Below are 18,511 nucleotides of genomic sequence, written 5' to 3'. Positions count from 1 at the left end.
TAAATATAAGTAAATAGACCTAATCTCCCGAAATAATGTAGTTAATTTGTATTAATATTCTAAAAAAGGGTTCCATTATATCCTCTGTATGTCATACTTGAACCAGTAAATGGATTATTTCTTGTTATCTATTTAACTTAATAAGGAGGTATATAATGAAAAGAATTGCTTTAATTACTTCTCTGACACTGATGTTAACATTAGTACTTTCAACCTTTTCTGCTAACACTTACGCTGATAATGGTGGGGTAGAAGATGATCAAATTAAAGAATTGAACTATAATTATTCTGATCAGGACGGGTTAATTGATATTGACGCGAGCTATGAAGAGACTAAAACAGGAGAGGTAATAGATTTTAATATAAAAGAAGAAAACGGAATACGTACTGTTAAGCATTTTATAGACAATAAACTCGTAGCTGAAGCCATTTACGATATAAGTTCTGACGAAATAGTAACTACTACGGCGGATGGTGAGGTCGTTACACAAAAAGCAAGTGAAATGATTAGTGAGTCAGATGGTAATGCACTTTCTAATGAATATGATAATCAAATCACAGGAGCGGTAGAAACACAAAGCGCTGTTTTGAATGCTTCTCCAGGTTTTAACTTTGTTAAGCAAAAGTATAATACGGCTTGGAAGCAATACGGTTCTATATATCAAAAGCAATCTGTTCTGCAAGATAAGCATTATAAGCTGAATATATCCGCTGGGACTGCTATAGCAACGGTAATTACAATAATAGATATTTATTATACTAAGGGTAAGTTCACTACCTTCTTGAAGGCAATGGGGATCACGATTCTAGGAGTTACAGTTGATTCAATGATTGGTGCCATGGATGCAACTAGATATTTAACACAAGTGGAAGTCTATTCTCAGGGTATGCTAGGATTGGCCTCAGAGAGATATATAGTAAAAGCTACGTTTAATGGCAAAACAGCACAGGTGAATGATGGCGGGGATGAAAGAACTTATGATGAATTAATTGATATCGGGGTATATAATGTAGTACTCCAGAAGCTATAAAGGAATGATGATATGAAGCAATTAACCGAATACGAGGCAGCGAAGAGAGATATCATTATGTCCATTGTTTATATTATTGGTGTCTTAATATTATTTTATATGGCGTTAGAGGCCTCTTTAGTGGTGGCAATTATCATTTGTATGCCTCTTGAAATTGCTTTTATAATTAGATTAATTCATGAAGTCAAAAAGTTTAAAAAGTTAAAAAAAAATGATGCACCTTAGTGGGATTTCTGTGGGATGTATGTTAAAAATAATAAAAAATTTCTTAATGAACTAGTTATACCCTGTTGAGTAGAATTTAAGTTAAAACCTTTGCTTCCAGCGCGTATCGATATTCAGTCGGTGCGCGTTGTTTGAGTTAGGCCTAAAATTCAAATCTACGTTTCTGACATGAATATTAAATACAAGGTCATTTAATGATTTTTTTGTGAAGCCATGTTGCCGGGAACTGTCATCAGCCAAGGCTTATGGTGGGATGGTGACGGGAAGAAGCAACGGGCGAATTCACTGACGTCCAATCGGTTGTCGGACATGGGGAACGGGGCTACCTTCTTCTCGGCCACTGTTGAAGTGAAGCGTCAATGAGTGTGCTTGCGGCGTAATTTTTTTGAGGTAAGATGAACAAAGGCTAGAATTTGAGCAGGATTAAAGAGCAATTGATGTAACACTTCATAAAACCTTCGCTCTGGCTGGTTATGGTTATGCCGTCAGGGCAAAGGTCTATTTTTTATGGCTATTTGTATGTGCAGAGGTACTAAGGAGAATGAACTAGAGATGATGAGATGGCTGGATAACTATCCAAAAGAAGTGAGAATATTTTTATTAGCAAGTCTGGTTAACGCAACCGGCAGTGCACTGATGTGGCCGCTGACCACCATGTATGTGTTTGATGAACTTGAACGAACGATGGCCAACGCCGGTTTTGTGATCCTCATTCAGTCCCTGGGTGGCATCTTTGGACAATTGCTTGGTGGTTCGTTGTACCATCGGGTGGGCGTGAAGAAGCTGATCATTGGTTCACTGGCGCTTAATGCGTTAGGTTTGTTTGCGTTGCCGTGGATTAGTGCGTATTGGGTCGTATTTATATGTGCCATGGGCTGGATTGGGCTGTTCAGTTCATTGTCGCTGCCAGCGATTCAAGCCTTTATTGGCTTCCGGTTTGCGGAGCGACGCGGTGAATTATTCAATATTATCTATGTGGCGAACAATATCGGGGTGGCGATTGGTACGGCGCTGAGTGGTTTCCTGGCTGACTTTTCCTATCACCTCAGCTTTGTACTGAACGGAGTGACCTCAGCCGGATTTGCGATATTCTTCTGGTATTATCTGTCGCGAGTCGAACCGGATCAGGGGGAAGTACATCTGACCAAACGGAAAACCGTCCCCGATGGGCCGGGCGTCTGGGCATTGCTGGGTAATACCCGATTATATCTGTTTATGAGCTTGGGCGTGCTCTTCCTGTTATTTGGCAACTCCATCTGGAACACAGGTGTGTCCCCGTATATCATTTCTGAGGGTATGGAAAAAAGAATGTACGGTCTGCTCTGGACCCTGAACGGGGTGCTGATCTTTGTGGGCCAACCTTTTACCAGCTGGGTGAAACGGACCATGGCCCGTACCTCCACTGCCCAGATGACGGCGAGTGCGGTATTCTATGGCATGGCCTACATTGTGATGATTACCATGTACAGCTATCCAGGCATGGTGCTTGCAATGGTACTTGCCACGTTTGGAGAGATGTTGATCTCCCCTGCAACGCCTGCCTTCATATCGGAGCATGCTGGCAGGGCGGCACCTTTTTACATCGGGATATCGGGTGGAATCGGTGCGGTTGGACGGGTTATCGGGCCCTATGCGATGGGGGTCATGTATGACAAACAGGGACTTATTCCGGTAGCGTGGCTGGCAACAGGCACAGCGGCGATTGCGGTACTTGGTTTTGTATTGCACGCAGTGTTGAACCGCAATCGTGAAGTGAAAGAGTATGGAATGGATACGTAACGCAGTATCGTAATTTCTTTTCCTGTACCGTAACCGTACCCTGATGATATTGTAAAATGAAGCGAGGCTAACCTTCACCCCAGTAGCGGGGTGAGGGTTGTTTTGTCTTTACAGAGACTAACTCCAATAGCTTACCAGCGAATGATTTTTCCGATGAGATGAGCCATGAATGTTCAGAAATCAGACTTGTTAGGGTGCAATTCCATGTCATTCAATGTCCTCCCCTCTATTTGTGCATAATGCCCATATAATAGAATGGAACTGGTTAAAGGCAGGAGGATGCATACGATGTACAAGGTTTTGCTGGTTGATGATGAATTTATGATCTCGGACGGGATCTCCAGTGTGGTGAACTGGTCCAGATTAGGAACAGAACTGATCGGCATTGCTCAAGATGGATTGGAAGCGCTTGCTTCAATTGAGCGGCAACGCCCGGATATCATCATCTCGGACATCCGCATGCCGGGAATGGATGGGTTACAGCTGGTTGAAGCTGTGGCAGAGAAGTATCAGCATATCTCGTTTATCATGCTCACGGGTTTTACGGAGTTCGAATATGCGAAAACGGCCATGCAGTATGGGGTGAAGCACTATTTGCTTAAGCCCTGCAGCGAGGAGCATCTTGTACAGGCTATCAGTGAATTGGTCAGTGAGAAGCGAGAGTTAACCGATCAGGAGCGTTTTGTGCAGTCGATCCAATATAATCTGGAGCGTGTACTGCCGCATGCCAAGGAATATTTTCTGAAAGAGCTAGTCACGAACAGAACATACGGGGTCAAGGAATGGAAGTATTTCGAGGAATTATTCGATGTACAGTTTCAGGATCAGCGTGTGCGGTTGCTACTGGTAGAGATTGAGGGGGATCATGAGTATTTGCACTTGTTCGCGGTGAAGAACATTGCCGAAGATATTTTTCACAATCCAATATTAAGTGCCACGGTTGGAAGGCATGTGCTACTAATCATGGAGGACAAGTTGTCTGAAACGCAGTTGTTCCATAATATCGATGAGATTCGCGCCACATTTACCCGATATTATCATGATGATCTCACGATAGCACTAAGCGAGCCAGGAGACCTCTCGCAGGCACGCCATTTGTACATGCAGACGCTGGTTTATCTCAATTACCGCTTTTACCTCGGTGAGGGCAGTCTCATTATGGAACGGGATATTTACTCTCCCGGAGAGCGCATTCTTCCTGAATTCGAATACGATCCGGAGCGGATGGTTACTGCAATCAAGGCGGGACACTGGCAGGAAGTGGGATCAGAGCTGAACCGGATGTTTCAGCTGCTTGCCAGCTTGCGATACGATATATCCCAAACGAAGTCCTATCTTATTCAGATGTTTATGGAGATGATTCGACTCAGTGGTTCTGCCGAGATGAAAAGGTATATGGACCAGTTGCCAGGCATGATTGAATCCAGCACCCTGCATTCTTTTCAACAGTTTCTGCTTGCCGTCGCCCAAGAAATCACCTTGCGCCGCTATGATCAACATCGCTCCAGACAATCGCAGATGGTAGGCAGTGTGAAACAGTTGGTAGAGAAACGCTACAAGGACGAGACATTAACACTCCAGTCCATCGCTGGGGAAATATACATGAATCCAGACTACATCGGCAAAATGTTCAAAAAAGAAACGGGTGAGAAATTTACGAACTATGTGTTAAGCTACCGCATCCGTAAAGCGTTGGAGCTTCTGGAGCAGGACGGGAACTGCACTGTATCCTCGCTTGCCGAACAGACAGGCTTTGGTGCCAACTGGCCGTATTTCAGCAAAATGTTCAAGAAATACACGGGTTTCTCCCCTTCCGAGTATAAAAAAGTACCCTAAGACAGCGTTGCTGCGCTTCTACATAGCTAATCTTTATATCCGATCTACATCTAATCTGTGATCGGGCCCTGTACGCCATTCATCGGCAGCAGGGTCTTTTTTTGTCGGACGGAACTCGGTTTTGAACATCCATTTATCGGAAATGAGCATGGGAAGAAAAGGCGCTCGCTTCTATCATTAGAAGTGTCATGTTAGTGAATGAACATCGAGAGTGGAGGTTGAGTGGATGGAGCTGAATCGAAGCCGGGGGATTGAACCTGGGCGTTTGAAGCCAGCTGGCAAATGGAGTTCGGTGAAAAAGGAACTTGTCCGCAACAGATACGTTTATCTGATGCTCGTTCCTGTGGTAGCCTACTATCTGATTTTCAGCTATGGGCCAATGTACGGGCTACTGATGGCATTTCAGGAATCCTACAACCCGATCAAAGGAATCTTGGCAGGGGAATGGGTCGGATTTGACAACTTCACCATGTTTTTTGAAAGTTATTATTTCTGGCGACTGATTAAGAACACACTGATTTTAAGTTTTTACAGTATTGTGTTTGGTTTCCCGGCTCCGATTCTACTAGCACTGCTACTGAATGAAGTCCGGAAGAAGTGGTTCAGAGGTGCAGTACAGACCATCAGTTATATGCCGCATTTTATTTCGGTTGTCGTCGTGGTTGGAATGTTGAAAACGTTCTCATCTTTGGACGGTGGCTTGTTTAACGTCATTCGTGACTTTTTCGATCTGCAGCCAATTATGTTTTTGGCAGAAAAAGATATGTTCCGTCCGATGTACATTCTGTCCAACATATGGCAGGGCGCAGGCTGGGCCTCGATTATCTTTTTGGCAGCTCTAAGTGGTATTGATCCTCAATTGTATGAGGCTTCCAAAATTGACGGTGCAGGCCGCTGGAGACAGCTGTTACATATTACACTGCCGGGCATTATGCCCACGATTGTGATCATGTTAATTTTGCGTATGGGGGCGGTCATGAATGCGGATTTTCAGAAAATATTGCTGATGCAAACAGCACCGACCTATGAGACATCGGATGTCATATCCACCTTTGTTTATCGATCCGGTATTTTGGAGGGGAACTATACGTATTCAACCGCCATCGGACTATTTAACGGCGTCATTAATTTCGCGCTGCTCATTATCGCAAACGCGATCAGCAGAAAGCTTAACTCAACCAGTCTATGGTAATCGGAAGGTGAAGCGATGAAACAGTCTATAGGGGAACGACTTTTTGATGTATTTAATACACTGCTGCTCTTGGTGATCATGGTTTTATGCTTGTACCCGATGCTGTACGTGTTCAATTCTTCAATCAGCGACCCGGACCAGATGCTGCGTTCCCGTTCACTGATGCTCATTCCTGAAGGTTTTCAGCTGGGAGCGTACAAGTCGGTATTTCAGGATACTCGCATCTATACGGGATATATGAACACCTTGTTCTATGTTGTGGTGGGTACAGCCATCAATCTGCTCATGACTTCGCTGGCTGCATATGGGCTCTCACGCGGTGATCTGATGGGCAGAAAAACGCTGATGAAATTAATTACGTTCACGATGTTTTTCGGCGGGGGTATGATTCCAACTTTTCTGCTGATTCAAAATCTGGGGATGGTAGATACTCGCTTTGCGCTTATTATTCCGGGTGCCATCAGCACGTTTTATTTCCTCATTATGAAAACAAACTTTGAGGGCATTCCGATCAGTCTGATCGAATCGGCGAAGCTTGATGGTGCCAATGACTTTCTGATTTTGTTCCGAATTGTACTGCCTTTGTCAAAGCCAATCCTGGCGGTCATGATGCTGTATTATGCGGTTGACCATTGGAATGATTATGTCGGACCAATGCTCTACCTGCGTAGTCAGGAGTTATATCCGATCCAGATTATTATGCGTGATATTCTGATCAGCAGCAGTACAGAGGCCATGGGCGCTGGCGCCGATACCGGCTTTGCCATTGGGGAGAACATCAAATATGCGACTATTATTATCTCCACACTGCCGATCATGCTGGTATATCCGTTCATCCAACGTTATTTTGTTCAGGGCGCTCTAATCGGTGCTGTGAAACAATAAAAAATGTATCCTATGGAGGCGAATTACGTGAAAAAAAGAATGGGGTCCATCGTGTTGTCATCGCTACTTACCATGTCTTTACTGGCGGGCTGTACGGGTGATAATGAACCAGGTAGTGCAGAGCCAGCAGAGGGAACAGAACCTGCGGTTCAGGCGTTGACCGAGATTCCGCTACCGATTACAAGTGAGCCATTTACCATTGACTATTGGCGCGCCAATGATGCCAAACTGACAGCTTCCTTGAACAATTTTGGCGATATGGCGGCTTATAAGGAAAAGGAGAAGCTGACAGGCATCAAAGTGAAGTTCACACATCCTCCGCTTGGACAACAGCGTGACCAGTTCAATCTGCTGATCTCCACGAAGGAGCTACCGGATGTCATTTATTATAACTGGGCGGATGCCGTTGGCGGACCGGAAAAAATGATCAAGGACGGCCGGATCATCCGGTTGAATGAATTGATCGACAGTTATGCACCAAACTTAAAGCGGATTATTGAATCCGATCCGGATGTGAAAAAGCAGATTGCACTCGACGATGGCACGATCTATATGTTCCCACTGCTGAAGCTGGATGCATTGAAGCTGAATGCCACTTCAGGTTTAATTATGCGCCAGGACTGGCTTGATAAATTAAATCTCAAAGTACCTACCAACATTGATGAGTGGTATACGGTGCTTAAGGCATTTAAGGAACAGGACCCTAACGGCAACGGCAAGCCAGATGAGCTACCATTCACCGGAAACTGGGGACCGGGCAACCTGACCAAGCTCCATGATTTTGCCGCGGCATTTGGTGTAATTGGTGGTTTCCAGATGAATGGAGACAAGGTGGAGTTTGGACCGATTCAGCCGGGCTACCGTGATTTCTTGGAGACCATGGCCAAGTGGTACAAAGAAGGGCTGATTGATCCCGAGATCATGACCAATGACGGTAAAGCTTTCGATTACAAGGTCACCAGCAATCTGGCAGGCGCATATCAGGGTGGTGTGTTCAGCGGCATGGGGAAATACTTCAATCTGATGAGAGATACGGATCCGAACTTTAACGTGACGGGTGTACCATGGCCTGTATCTCCGGATGGAACTTCGTATGCGACATTTAATCTGGACGCTAAAGTGTTGACTTATGGTGAGGCTATTACAGCTTCCGCAGACGAAGACAAATTGAAATACATTGTTCAGTGGATGGACTACAACTATAGCGAAGAGGGTAGTGATCTGTTCAACTTTGGTATCGAAAATGACAGCTATGTTCGTGACGGGGAAGGTGTCAAATTCACAGATACCATCATTGATAATCCGAACGGTCTGACGTATGACCAGGCACTGGCTTCCTATGCCCTATCCATTATGGACGGTCCGATCAATCAGGATAGCCGTTACCTGGATGCATTATTATTTGACGATGGACAGCGTGCGGCGAATGCGGAATGGATGAAAGCAAGCTCAGCATTAACGCTTCCTCCAATTCGTTTGTCAACAGATGAGGTGACCACAAGTACATCCATCATGAGTCAGGTGAATACGTATTTGAATGAGACGATGACTGCCATTATTAGCGGACAGAAGCCGATCACCGAATTTGACAAGATGGCCGAAACAATCAAGAGCATGGATATTGACCGGGCGATTGAGGTTCATCAGGCTGCGTATGATCGATATCAGTCCAAATAATACGTGAGAAATCGAGCGCTAAAACTTTGGGGAAACCTTCCTGTATGTGATATACCTAGTAGTATCACGTGGTTCAAAGGAGCGCTTTGGTCATGACAGCCTACCGCAAACTCAGCATCAAAATGAAAATGTTTCTGATGATTATGTTCATGATGGCGTTTGTCATCATCCTCGCGTTTGGGTCCTTGTATTATACGTACTCGGTGTATGACAAACAGCTGTTTGATAAGTCGTCCCGACTTCTGAACCTTTCTTCGTCTACAGTGGATGTTGAACTTCAGAAGTTGGAAGCGTTATCATTAAACATGATCTCCGATACGCAGATTCAAAGAGCCTTGAAGTCGTTGCTGGACGACGATAGCGCATATTCAAGCTTTATTGAACGAAAAAAGATCACGGATCGGCTATGGGAGCATATTAGTGGGGCTGCACGATATGTGCAGTCCGTTCATCTGATTGATTCCAGGGGAAGAGTCAATAAATATGGCGAGACACTAACCGTATCTCAGGAAAAATATGATCGGATGATTGCGGCTGCGGAGCAGGCCAATGGTGCAGTGCGCTGGTTATACCCGGATGACGATGACCCGATGCTGGTTATGGTGCGTCAAGTGCGAGCCTATGAACCGATGACCCTGGAACCGGTAGGCATACTGTTTCTGCGTATTAATATCGAGCGACTCGTCGAGGAGTATGCGGGCATCGATAGCCAGGACAGTGACATTATTTTAAAAGCAGGCAGTGATGTGGTGTATCCTTATCGCCAGCTTCCAGAAGCGGTGTCCGCCGGACTGAATCCACTTCCAGGCAGTGGGGGATATGAGATCAAGAATTTGGATGGGAGGGAGATATTTCTTTCCCAGAAGAAATCCGCATACACCGACTGGGTGTATTATAATATGGCCTCTTATGATGAAATTTTTGAACGTATTATATGGTTGAAAAATATACTGATCGTCGTTTATCTTATCGCCATTCTGGTTGTTCTCGCGCTTGGTATGGTGTTCGCACGAAGTCTGACAAGGCCGATCAGGCAGCTCATCAGTCAGATGAAGGAGGTTCAGTATGGGGATCTGGAGAATATAGACGCCAATCTGTCCATTCCAACGCACCAGCACATGGATGAACTGGGGTTACTACAGCGTACGTATCGACTGATGATTACACATATTAATACATTGATTAAAGAAAATTATGCAAGCCAGTTGGTCATTAAAGAAACGGAGTTCAAGGCGCTACAGGCGCAGATCAATCCCCACTTTCTGTATAATGCGCTGGATTCGATCCATTGGCTCGCCAAAAAGAACAGGCAGGAGCAAATCTCCAGTATGGTGCTGTCACTTGGGTATTTGCTGCGTTCCTCCATCAGCTTCAAACAAAATATCATTACCATTGCGGAAGAGCTGGAGATCGTCAATCATTACATCACCATTCAGACCTACCGTTTCCGGCAACGGCTGGATTTCCGTATGGATGTGCCCGCTCCTTATCTGGGGTGTGCCATTCCAAAGTTGACCCTACAGCCATTACTGGAGAATGCAATCCAATACGGTTTGGAACCACAGGTTGGATCATGTCTGATTCGAGTGTATGCCGAGATATCAGGTGGCAAGCTGGCTCTTATCGTGGAGGATCACGGTCCTGGCATGGAACCCGAATATGTGGAACAGGTGCTGCGCGGTGAAGTGAAAACCAGAGGAACAGGTATTGGTCTGCTGAATATCAGGGAGCGGGTACGTCTGGCTTTTGGCGAAGAATGTGATGTTCTGCTGGAGAGCAGGCCGGGGCTTGGAACGAGAGTAACGGTGCTGCTGCCACCCCCATCACCAGGTAAGGAGGAGAAGTTATGGGAAGATGGATGCGAATGATAGGCATGCTCTGCCTTATGCTGACTCTTCCTGGCTGCGTGAACCAGTTGGATCAAAGGCCAGGCATGATTGTGGAAGAAGAGCCGATAACGCTGCGAATCGCTTGGTGGGGTGGAGAGTTCCGCAACAATGCAACGATTGCCGTTATCGACCTGTATGAGAAGTTGAATCCACATGTGAACATTGAATACGAATATAGCAGTTTCAACGAATACTGGAGAAAACTTGCCCCACATGCAGCAGGCAATGCGTTGCCCGACATTATCCAGATGGACATCTCCTATCTGTCCCAGTACAGCTCGCTGCAACTGTTGGAGGATATGACGCCGTACATGCAGAGCGGACTGATTGACGCGACAGATATTGAGAAGGAACAGCTGGAGAGTGGTAGCCTGAATGGAAAAACCTATGGTCTCAGTTTGGGGGTTAACGCCATGCTCAGCATCTATGATCCGGAAGTGTTAAAGGCCAATGATATTGAATTGCCAACGGATACGTGGACATGGGCGGATTTTGACCGGATGGGCGAGCAATTGCTCGGGAAAGGCATCTATCTGGGAACCTATTTTACGCCGGAACAGTTTTTCGCGTATTACTTGAGACAGTATGGTTCCAAGCTATACGCGGAGGATGGCAAGAGGTTGGGTTATGAGGATGATGGGCTGTTTATTGAGTACTTTGGCAGGATGCAGAAGCTCGCGGAAAAGAAACTTATTTTTGCACCGGATATCTGGACATCAGACATTGGCCAGCCTGATAACGACCCGTTTTATCTGGGAGAGGCTTTGTTTAGCTGGGGGTATTCCAACCAATTTATCAGCACCGCTCAGCGTTATGGCAAACCCTTAACCATCTCCCCAATGCCTGGGCCAAACAGTCAGGATGGATTGTTCTTGAAGCCAGGCATGTTTTTCTCCATGGCGGGCAATTCCAGACATAAGGAGGAAGCTGCCAAGTTCATCAGCTTTTTTGTGAACGATTTGGATGCCAATCTGCTGCTCAAAGGGGAGCGGGGTGTGCCTGTCTCATCCAGTGTCAAAGAGCGGATGAAGCTGGTGGTTGAACCGGAGCTGGCGCAGGTGTTTGATTATATCGATTGGGTTGCGGATAACAGCACTCAGATGGACCCGCCTGATCCTGTAGGTGCGCCAGAGGTCACTGCGGTGTTACGTGAGTTGTACGATCTCCTGTTGTTTGGCAAAATTACGCCTGAGCAGGCGGCGGTGGAATTTCGTGAACGGGCGAATGCCATTCTGGGTGGGTAGTTATAAGAATGGACTAGATCATATATGTATTTAATGGACTTGGGGCTGTTGTCGTTCACAAGCTCAACCTTCATTCTACTCGGGTGAGGGTTTTTGTTATGGAATGGTGTATATTTCCTCTAGTATAATGAAAATGGGTAGTTGTCCTATCTGTAGATTAGATAGATTCTATCCATATATTAATGGATGAGGAGTGTCAGGACATGTCCATACATCAGATAGGTCACAAGGTGTCTTTTGCCGATATGAAAACGAAGTTGCCTCAGGAGAGCTGGATGTACACTCAGAATGAAGCGCACAACGGTGAATTTGAAGCCGAGGAAGTATGGTTACATTCTGGTGATCTTCATATCAGTGAACTGTTGTTGGATGAAGGACCTTTTTTGATCTTGGTTGAAGGAAATCTGACAGTGGATCGTTATATTGGAAATACAAGTTCCGACGCGGCCAGTTCAAATCTGGTTGTACTTGGGAATCTCATAACGCCCTATATGATCGTGGGTGGGCAGGAAATATATATTACAGGTAATCTCTATGTGGAGGATATGTTCTGGGGGGATTATAACCATGGAGAATTGACAGTGAGAGGGAATGTAGAAGGTGGATTGCTGGTAAGTACCGATCAATATACGATTCAGGTTCAAGGACAGCGTAATGTGAAGCGTCAGCTTGAAGAATGGGAGGATCTCGGACCATGGCGGGGCTTTGACATGTTGGCGTTATTCGTTCCTGAATGTGTGATTGATGAAGATACAGAGCCGTTTCCTTGGCGAGAAGAAATGTTAAAGAGGCTGCAACAAGGACAACCTGTAATCAACCGAAAGTACATTCATGCTGATGAATCAGAGCCAGATGTGCCGGATTGGTTCGAAGATCATCGTATTACCGCTGAGAACATAGAGCGTCTTACTCATCCATCTTTGTTGCCTGTAAGAGAGGAGGATGAGTTACTCAACAGCTATGAATTTTGGTTGAACGAGCAATTTTGCCGAGTATCGGTCTATGGAGATGAGCATACGGAGGGGTATTTCCGCAGTCTTTATTTTCAGGATGACCATAACTGTGCATTGTTGCTTAAGATGGAGCCATCAGATCAAGGTTCCAACACTCCTGATAAACATATCCTACAACCGGGTAAACCTGTCTGGATGATCTCAGGTGCATATCGTTATCTTCACAATGAGAATTCGGAATGGAACGTATTTTCGGAGAACTCACCTGCTGATATTCAGCAGTTAAGCGAGCAAGGATGGAGCACCTTGTTGCAGTCTGTATCGAATTATCAGTATGCCCGTTCCTTAATTTCGCACCAACTGATCCACGATTTATTAGCACTGCCTGTCGTGGAGCCATATGACGATTATTATGATGATGATCGGCACGGACTGTGGATTGGAGAGTTATATTATGCATTTCGACAAGCAGGTCAGATGTCTGATGGTGTTCCCCAGCCAGCTATGCTACGTATTGGAAGAGAGTATGTGGATGCTCAAGGGGAGACGCAGGTGGAGAAATACTATTATACCCTGCACCAACATGCGGACGGCTCGGAAAGTGTGTTGATCGAATACTCGGCTCAGGATGACGAGGAAGAAGATCCATTGTTGCTTGAACTTCATTACATCGGCGGCTCTCAATTACTACATGCCGTTCAATTGCTCGAACGTGGACGCCAAGTACTCATTCAAGCAAATGAGGATCTACTGAATGGGGAGCTGCCTTACGCTGCTGAATCATTTGCAAAACGATTTTGGAAATCCAAAGGATACCTGAAATGAATAAAACAACCTTCACCTCTAGTTCTGAGGGAAGGTTGTTTTGTCGTTGTATTTAACCAAACTGGGCTTGATGCAGTCGGCTGTACGAGCCTTTGCGCGCGAGCAGTTCTTCATGACTTCCTTGTTCAGCAACGCTGCCGTTCTCCACCACCACGATGCGATCGGCGTGTCTAATGGTCGCCAGTCGATGGGCAATCACCAATGTCGTACGGCCTTGAGCCAGCTCGGACAAGGCCAGTTGAATGGCAGCTTCCGTCTCGGTATCGAGTGCGGATGTTGCTTCATCCAAAATGAGAATAGGTGGGTTTTTCAGGATCATTCTTGCGATGGATAAACGTTGCTTCTGTCCGCCGGACAATTTCACGCCACGTTCACCGATCATGGTGTCCAGTCCATCTGGCTGGGATTGTACCAGCTCTTCCAATTGGGCCCGGCGAATGGCTTGCCAGATTTCCTCATCGGAAGCATTCAGTTTGCCGTATGCAATATTTTCTCGAATCGTTCCATCAAACAGGAAAATATCCTGCTGCACAATCCCGATATGGGAGCGCAGTGATTCCAGCGTCATGTCCTTCACCGGAATGCCATCAATGGAGATATGTCCTGCATCCACATCGTAGAAACGTGGGATCAGACTGCATAACGTCGTTTTACCTCCGCCCGAAGGTCCAACCAGAGCAACCGTCTGGCCTGCCTGAATATCCAGATTAACCTGAGACAGCGTAGGTTTGTGTTCTCCATAAGAAAAGGTAACGTTATGGAAAGCAATATCTCCTTTGACATCCGGAATCGGTTTCGCTTGTGGTGTATCTTCTACATCCGGTACAGCTTCAAGCAGCTCCAGGTAACGTCTGAATCCGGCGATGCCTTTGGGATACGTCTCGATGACGGAGTTAATCTTCTCGATCGGTCCGAGGAATACATTGGAGAGCATCACAAAAGCGATGAATTCCCCGTAGGTCATACTGCCTTGAATGACAAACCAGGTTCCACATACCAGTACAAACAGCGATACAAATTTCATCAGTATAAAACTGAGTGAAGAGTTCCAGGCCATAATACGGTAGGTGATTAGTTTTGTAAGCCGGAAACGTTCGTTGTTCTCAACGAAACGTCCTACTTCATGTTTTTCATTGGCAAAAGCCTGTACCACACGGATGCCGCTCACATTGTTCTCTACTCGTGCGTTATAATCGGCGATATCCGCAAACATGCGCTTGAACGCCTTGGACATTTTGCGACTGAAATACAGCGACAGGTAGATCATCAGCGGCACAATGATGAACGTCATCACAGCCAACTGCCAGTTGATCCCCAGCATAATCCCGAAAGCTCCGGCGAGTGTCATGAGGGCAATGAATAGATCCTCGGGTCCGTGATGCGCGATCTCACCAATATCCATCAGATCGTTGGTCATGCGGGAGACCAGATGCCCGGTCTTATTGTTATCGAAGAAGCGGAAGGACTGTTTCTGTACACGCTGGAACAGTTCACGCCGCATATCGGATTCGATGTTAATACCAAGCTTGTGGCCCCAATAGGTCACTGCATAATGGAAAAAGGAACTGAGCAGGTAGATGCCGAGCAACCCGACACACGCCGCTAAGATCATGGACCAATTGCCAGCCGGAAGCAGTTGATCCACCACCCGGTTAACGGCGAGTGGAAAGGCCAGCTCCAGCAGAGCGGCAGCGATGGCACAGGAGAAGTCCAAGATAAAGAGTCTTTTGTAAGGACGATAATAAGACATAAAACGGCGAAGCATATGTAAGTCCTCCTCGATATGACACAAATGCCCGAGCAGGATGATTAGCCTGTCCGGACACCTGTATTCATGCTTATGTTATTTACGGTTTTGCTCGGCACGTTCTACGATCATATTGGCAAATTCCTCAGCCTGACCTTGAATCGCAATTGGGTCGAAGTACCAGTAACGGTCTTCCAGCAACTCATACACCTGATTGTTTTTCACAGCCGGCAGGGATTGCCAGATGGAATCACCTTGGTAATTTTTGGTGTTCTCTCCAACGGTTAAGAAGATATGATCCCCTGCATAATCACCAACAACTTCACGCGAAATTTCTTTCCATTGGGTATCACCCATCAGTTCTTTTTTGGTGATTTCGAGTGGGGCAAGTTGCAAAGCACTGTAGACCGCTTGTCCTCCTCGACCAAAATTGTCTCCATATCCATAATAACTTTTGTCGGATACTTCAAGGATGGAGAAGGTTTCCTCCGGTTTAATGACTGTTTTCACCTTAGCGCGAGCGGCTTCAATCCGTTCATCGTACGTTTTCAGCCAAGCTTCGGCTGCTTCGGATTTGTTCATCAGCTCTCCGAATCCCCGGATTTCGTCGTGTACATTGGTGAAAGTACCATACGGAATGACCACGGTCGGTGCGATTTTTTGATAACTCTCAATTTCGCTGGCCTGATCAGAGTAGGTAATGATCAGATCCGGGTTCAAGGCAACAACCTTCTCCATGGATACCGCCGCCCGATCACCAATACTCTCTATGCCCGCTACCTGATCTGCATAGAACGGGTTTTCCAAATAATATTGAACAGCACCAACGGGTTTCACACCCAGTGCGAGCAGATCACTTACGTACATATCGGTAACGATTCGTTTCGGTTCAGCCGGAATTTCAACATCCCCGCTTAATGACTTGTAGATCCGTGTAGCATTTGAATTGTCTGAACCGGACGACGTGTCTGTGTTCGTCTCGGAAGAGGCTGTTGTTGTTTCGGTTCCCGCTGCCGATGTCTGTTCAGTGGCAGTCGAGCCTGTTCCGCTACTACATGCAGCCAGAATCATAATGATGGCGAGCATAAGAAGCAAGCCGGAAAAGCGTTTTTTTGCAGCAAACATATTTTTGTTCCCCCTGTGTATAATCAATAATGATTATTATTCTCATTAATAACATAGAGGAAGATGTGATATTTGTACATGGACAACTATGATCACTACTGCATGGACAATTATGATGTGAGATGACGCATGATATGCTGCAACTGCTCCATAACGGACAAGGGATCAAATCCATAGAACATGTCGGCATCAATCTCGTATACACGTCCTTCACGAACGGCGGATAGGGTGCCCCAGGATTCCTGATTCGGCAGGTTATCCAGCATTTCTCGTTTGGCAGGTTCCTCAGGGAAGGCGACAAACATGTGATCTGCGGCATACAAGTGAATCTCGGACAACGGAACATGAACGTACCTCGTAAGTAACTGACCATCCTGCTCCATACGTGAGGGTGGAGTGAAGCCCAGTGATTGATACAGTACATGAGAAGCTCTGCCCCAGCCATGACCATAGATATAAGCCCCTTCATCTCCGATCATAAACATGCAAACAGCGGACCCTCGTGTTCCTCCTTCCATCTGTTGGTCCAACGTATGATTGGCTTCTTGCTCAAGTTGATGATATTGATCTAACAACGCTTGTGCATTGGACTCAAGCCCGGTAATTCGGCCCAAAAGAAGAAGCTGCTCCTGCCAATCAATTTCCTCAAAGGGCATCAGAATGGTCGGTGCGATCAGACGTAGTTCATCGGAAGTGGGATGCGGCGCATACCCGACAATGACATCGGGCTGAGCGTTTGCAATCAGATCCGTATGTTTAACCAGCTCATATTCGGAATGTTGCTCGAATTGCTCATGACCATCATGACCATGTTCCCCCAGTTTTTCTTCCATCCAGCTTGCTACGGCGCCCATGTGGGGAGTGTGGCCCAATGCCAGAAGTGAGGCTGTATAATTGTAAGTCAAAGATACAATCTTCTTGGGCATTTTCCGGTAGTGTGTTGGTGCTGATCCAACCATCTGTTTGAATTTGCGGCTCAGATAAAAGGTGTCCCTGTAGCCTGTGAGTTGTGCAATTTCCTGTAGCGTAGGGTTCGCGAACAACAGATGTTCCTGAGCCATCCTGATTCTGAGACGGGTCACATATTCAACAAACGTAAGACCTGTATGTTTCTTGAACTCCCGTGAAAAATGCTCAGGACTCACATTTGCATCCCGTGCCAATTGTTCGCGGGTCAGCGGATGGGTATACATCTGATGGATATGTCTAAGCACGGCATCAAGCCAGGAGTGATCTTCATGAGCAGAATGAGCCACATGATCCCGTAAAATATCCAGTAACTCATAAAAAAGCATATGTGGCCTGAAGGGGCTGGAATCACGGCCTGCCGTACTGGCTTGAACCAGCTCTACTGCCCTGTCGGTGAGAGTGCGACTCGCAATGGGAACTGGTATCCCGAACGGCCAGAACAGCTGTTCATTTTCAGTGGAATCAAAAGCAATAGCAATGCCCTGTACTGGCGACAGGGAGCCGCGCTTGTTCTCGTGCTGAAGCAGGTTTCCAGCTTGCCGAACGACTGCACAGCCTGCATTTAATGTCAGTTTACCCTCTGCGCTGATCAGCCTGGCCTGGCCAGCAGTAATGACGTATAACACATGAAGAGTGCTCCACATCTCATCTATGCGGGAGAATGCCTCGCGGTCGTGAAGCTGCACCAGATTGCACAGCTTGAAGAGGGCAACAGGTACGGACTGAATCTTCTGCAAGGAAATGGGACGGGACAGCGATTTTTTATGGTAAATAGGCTTGGAAATATTCATTTGATAACTGTCTCCTTACATAAGTCAGCAGGCGCATTTTTCGTCTCATGCCCCTGGTGTACTGGCGTAATTCTCGGATCTCGACTATTATGCAGTATATACTATAAACGGAGTGACGTGGATGGACAGATTGAACAAATCAACTTTTTATTTGAAAAATAGATAAAGTGGTTGAAATCGCTATCAACACCGACTATAATGAAAATGTCGAAACGTTTCAATCTGGCGTTTACTGCCAGTTTCATTGTATTAGGCACGAACTGTTTATAGAGCGCCAGATTGAAAGACGTGTCATGACCATCACTAATGGTATGGATTGGAACGGGACGCATTCAACCGTGGC

At 46.1% G+C, this 18,511-nt stretch carries 14 protein-coding genes; 11 read left to right on the top strand and 3 right to left on the bottom strand.

What is annotated here, in order from left to right:
- Positions 1–155 precede the first annotated feature (155 nt).
- From V6668_RS27985 to V6668_RS27935, 11 genes are all read left to right on the top strand, one after another.
- Positions 156–1,031 carry a hypothetical protein gene (locus V6668_RS27985; protein WP_036612735.1) on the top strand — a complete coding sequence of 292 codons (876 nt, stop codon included), beginning with the start codon at positions 156–158 and terminating at the stop codon, positions 1,029–1,031.
- Between the two features lie 12 nt (positions 1,032–1,043).
- On the top strand, positions 1,044–1,256 hold the full coding sequence (locus V6668_RS27980; protein WP_036612733.1) for a hypothetical protein: 213 nt from the start codon (positions 1,044–1,046) through the stop codon (positions 1,254–1,256).
- A gap of 213 nt (positions 1,257–1,469) precedes the next feature.
- Positions 1,470–1,619, top strand: coding sequence for a hypothetical protein (locus V6668_RS27975; RefSeq protein ID WP_338707213.1), 150 nt, complete (start codon positions 1,470–1,472; stop codon positions 1,617–1,619).
- A gap of 192 nt (positions 1,620–1,811) precedes the next feature.
- Positions 1,812–3,035 carry an MFS transporter gene (locus tag V6668_RS27970; RefSeq protein ID WP_338709010.1) on the top strand — a complete coding sequence of 408 codons (1,224 nt, stop codon included), beginning with the start codon at positions 1,812–1,814 and terminating at the stop codon, positions 3,033–3,035.
- A gap of 288 nt (positions 3,036–3,323) precedes the next feature.
- Positions 3,324–4,871: a response regulator gene (locus tag V6668_RS27965; protein WP_338707212.1), complete on the top strand. Its 1,548-nt coding sequence runs from the start codon at positions 3,324–3,326 to the stop codon at positions 4,869–4,871.
- Positions 4,872–5,202: 331 nt separating this feature from the next.
- Positions 5,203–6,063, top strand: coding sequence for an ABC transporter permease (locus tag V6668_RS27960; RefSeq protein ID WP_235193717.1), 861 nt, complete (start codon positions 5,203–5,205; stop codon positions 6,061–6,063).
- Positions 6,064–6,078: 15 nt separating this feature from the next.
- Positions 6,079–6,948, top strand: a complete 870-nt coding sequence (locus tag V6668_RS27955) for a carbohydrate ABC transporter permease (protein WP_036667808.1) — start codon at positions 6,079–6,081, stop codon at positions 6,946–6,948.
- A 27-nt stretch (positions 6,949–6,975) separates the two neighbouring features.
- A complete protein-coding gene (locus V6668_RS27950) occupies positions 6,976–8,625 on the top strand; it encodes an ABC transporter substrate-binding protein (protein ID WP_338707211.1) in 1,650 nt (549 codons plus the stop codon).
- 92 nt (positions 8,626–8,717) lie between these two features.
- The gene (locus V6668_RS27945) at positions 8,718–10,493 is read left to right on the top strand and encodes a sensor histidine kinase (protein WP_338707210.1); all 1,776 of its coding nucleotides are present in this window, start codon (positions 8,718–8,720) and stop codon (positions 10,491–10,493) included.
- Positions 10,472–11,758 (top strand): ABC transporter substrate-binding protein, encoded by a 1,287-nt coding sequence (locus V6668_RS27940; protein ID WP_338707209.1) that lies wholly within the window; start codon positions 10,472–10,474, stop codon positions 11,756–11,758. Before V6668_RS27945 ends, V6668_RS27940 begins: the two co-directional genes overlap by 22 nt.
- A gap of 203 nt (positions 11,759–11,961) precedes the next feature.
- Positions 11,962–13,536, top strand: a complete 1,575-nt coding sequence (locus V6668_RS27935; protein WP_338707208.1) for a hypothetical protein — start codon at positions 11,962–11,964, stop codon at positions 13,534–13,536.
- Between the two features lie 52 nt (positions 13,537–13,588).
- On the opposite strand, the gene V6668_RS27930 is transcribed toward V6668_RS27935, so the two are convergent.
- The 3 genes from V6668_RS27930 to V6668_RS27920 form a co-directional block, all read right to left on the bottom strand.
- Positions 13,589–15,301 (bottom strand): ABC transporter ATP-binding protein, encoded by a 1,713-nt coding sequence (locus V6668_RS27930; protein ID WP_036612711.1) that lies wholly within the window; start codon positions 15,299–15,301, stop codon positions 13,589–13,591.
- A 78-nt stretch (positions 15,302–15,379) separates the two neighbouring features.
- Entirely contained in the window at positions 15,380–16,408 is a 1,029-nt protein-coding gene (locus V6668_RS27925) for an ABC transporter substrate-binding protein (RefSeq protein WP_338707207.1), read from the bottom strand.
- Positions 16,409–16,518: 110 nt separating this feature from the next.
- Entirely contained in the window at positions 16,519–18,168 is a 1,650-nt protein-coding gene (locus V6668_RS27920) for an AraC family transcriptional regulator (RefSeq protein WP_338707206.1), read from the bottom strand.
- Between the last annotated feature and the right edge of the window lie 343 nt (positions 18,169–18,511).

This window comes from Paenibacillus amylolyticus, assembly GCF_036894225.1.
In the GTDB taxonomy this organism is placed as follows: domain Bacteria; phylum Bacillota; class Bacilli; order Paenibacillales; family Paenibacillaceae; genus Paenibacillus; species Paenibacillus amylolyticus.
The sequence above is the reverse complement of the archived record's forward strand: the minus strand, read 5'-3'. Positions and strand labels throughout refer to the sequence as shown.

What these genes read in the sequence shown, in the direction of transcription:
- V6668_RS27985 (WP_036612735.1), top strand. Translation starts at nt 156, where the DNA reads ATGAAAAGAATTGCTTTAATTACTTCTCTGACACTGATGTTAACATTA.
- V6668_RS27980 (WP_036612733.1), top strand. Translation starts at nt 1,044, where the DNA reads ATGAAGCAATTAACCGAATACGAGGCAGCGAAGAGAGATATCATTATG.
- V6668_RS27975 (WP_338707213.1), top strand. Translation starts at nt 1,470, where the DNA reads ATGTTGCCGGGAACTGTCATCAGCCAAGGCTTATGGTGGGATGGTGAC.
- V6668_RS27970 (WP_338709010.1), top strand. Translation starts at nt 1,812, where the DNA reads ATGAGATGGCTGGATAACTATCCAAAAGAAGTGAGAATATTTTTATTA.
- V6668_RS27965 (WP_338707212.1), top strand. Translation starts at nt 3,324, where the DNA reads ATGTACAAGGTTTTGCTGGTTGATGATGAATTTATGATCTCGGACGGG.
- V6668_RS27960 (WP_235193717.1), top strand. Translation starts at nt 5,203, where the DNA reads ATGCTCGTTCCTGTGGTAGCCTACTATCTGATTTTCAGCTATGGGCCA.
- V6668_RS27955 (WP_036667808.1), top strand. Translation starts at nt 6,079, where the DNA reads ATGAAACAGTCTATAGGGGAACGACTTTTTGATGTATTTAATACACTG.
- V6668_RS27945 (WP_338707210.1), top strand. Translation starts at nt 8,718, where the DNA reads ATGACAGCCTACCGCAAACTCAGCATCAAAATGAAAATGTTTCTGATG.
- V6668_RS27940 (WP_338707209.1), top strand. Translation starts at nt 10,472, where the DNA reads ATGGGAAGATGGATGCGAATGATAGGCATGCTCTGCCTTATGCTGACT.
- V6668_RS27935 (WP_338707208.1), top strand. Translation starts at nt 11,962, where the DNA reads ATGTCCATACATCAGATAGGTCACAAGGTGTCTTTTGCCGATATGAAA.
- V6668_RS27930 (WP_036612711.1), bottom strand. Translation starts at nt 15,301, where the DNA reads ATGCTTCGCCGTTTTATGTCTTATTATCGTCCTTACAAAAGACTCTTT.
- V6668_RS27925 (WP_338707207.1), bottom strand. Translation starts at nt 16,408, where the DNA reads ATGTTTGCTGCAAAAAAACGCTTTTCCGGCTTGCTTCTTATGCTCGCC.
- V6668_RS27920 (WP_338707206.1), bottom strand. Translation starts at nt 18,168, where the DNA reads ATGAATATTTCCAAGCCTATTTACCATAAAAAATCGCTGTCCCGTCCC.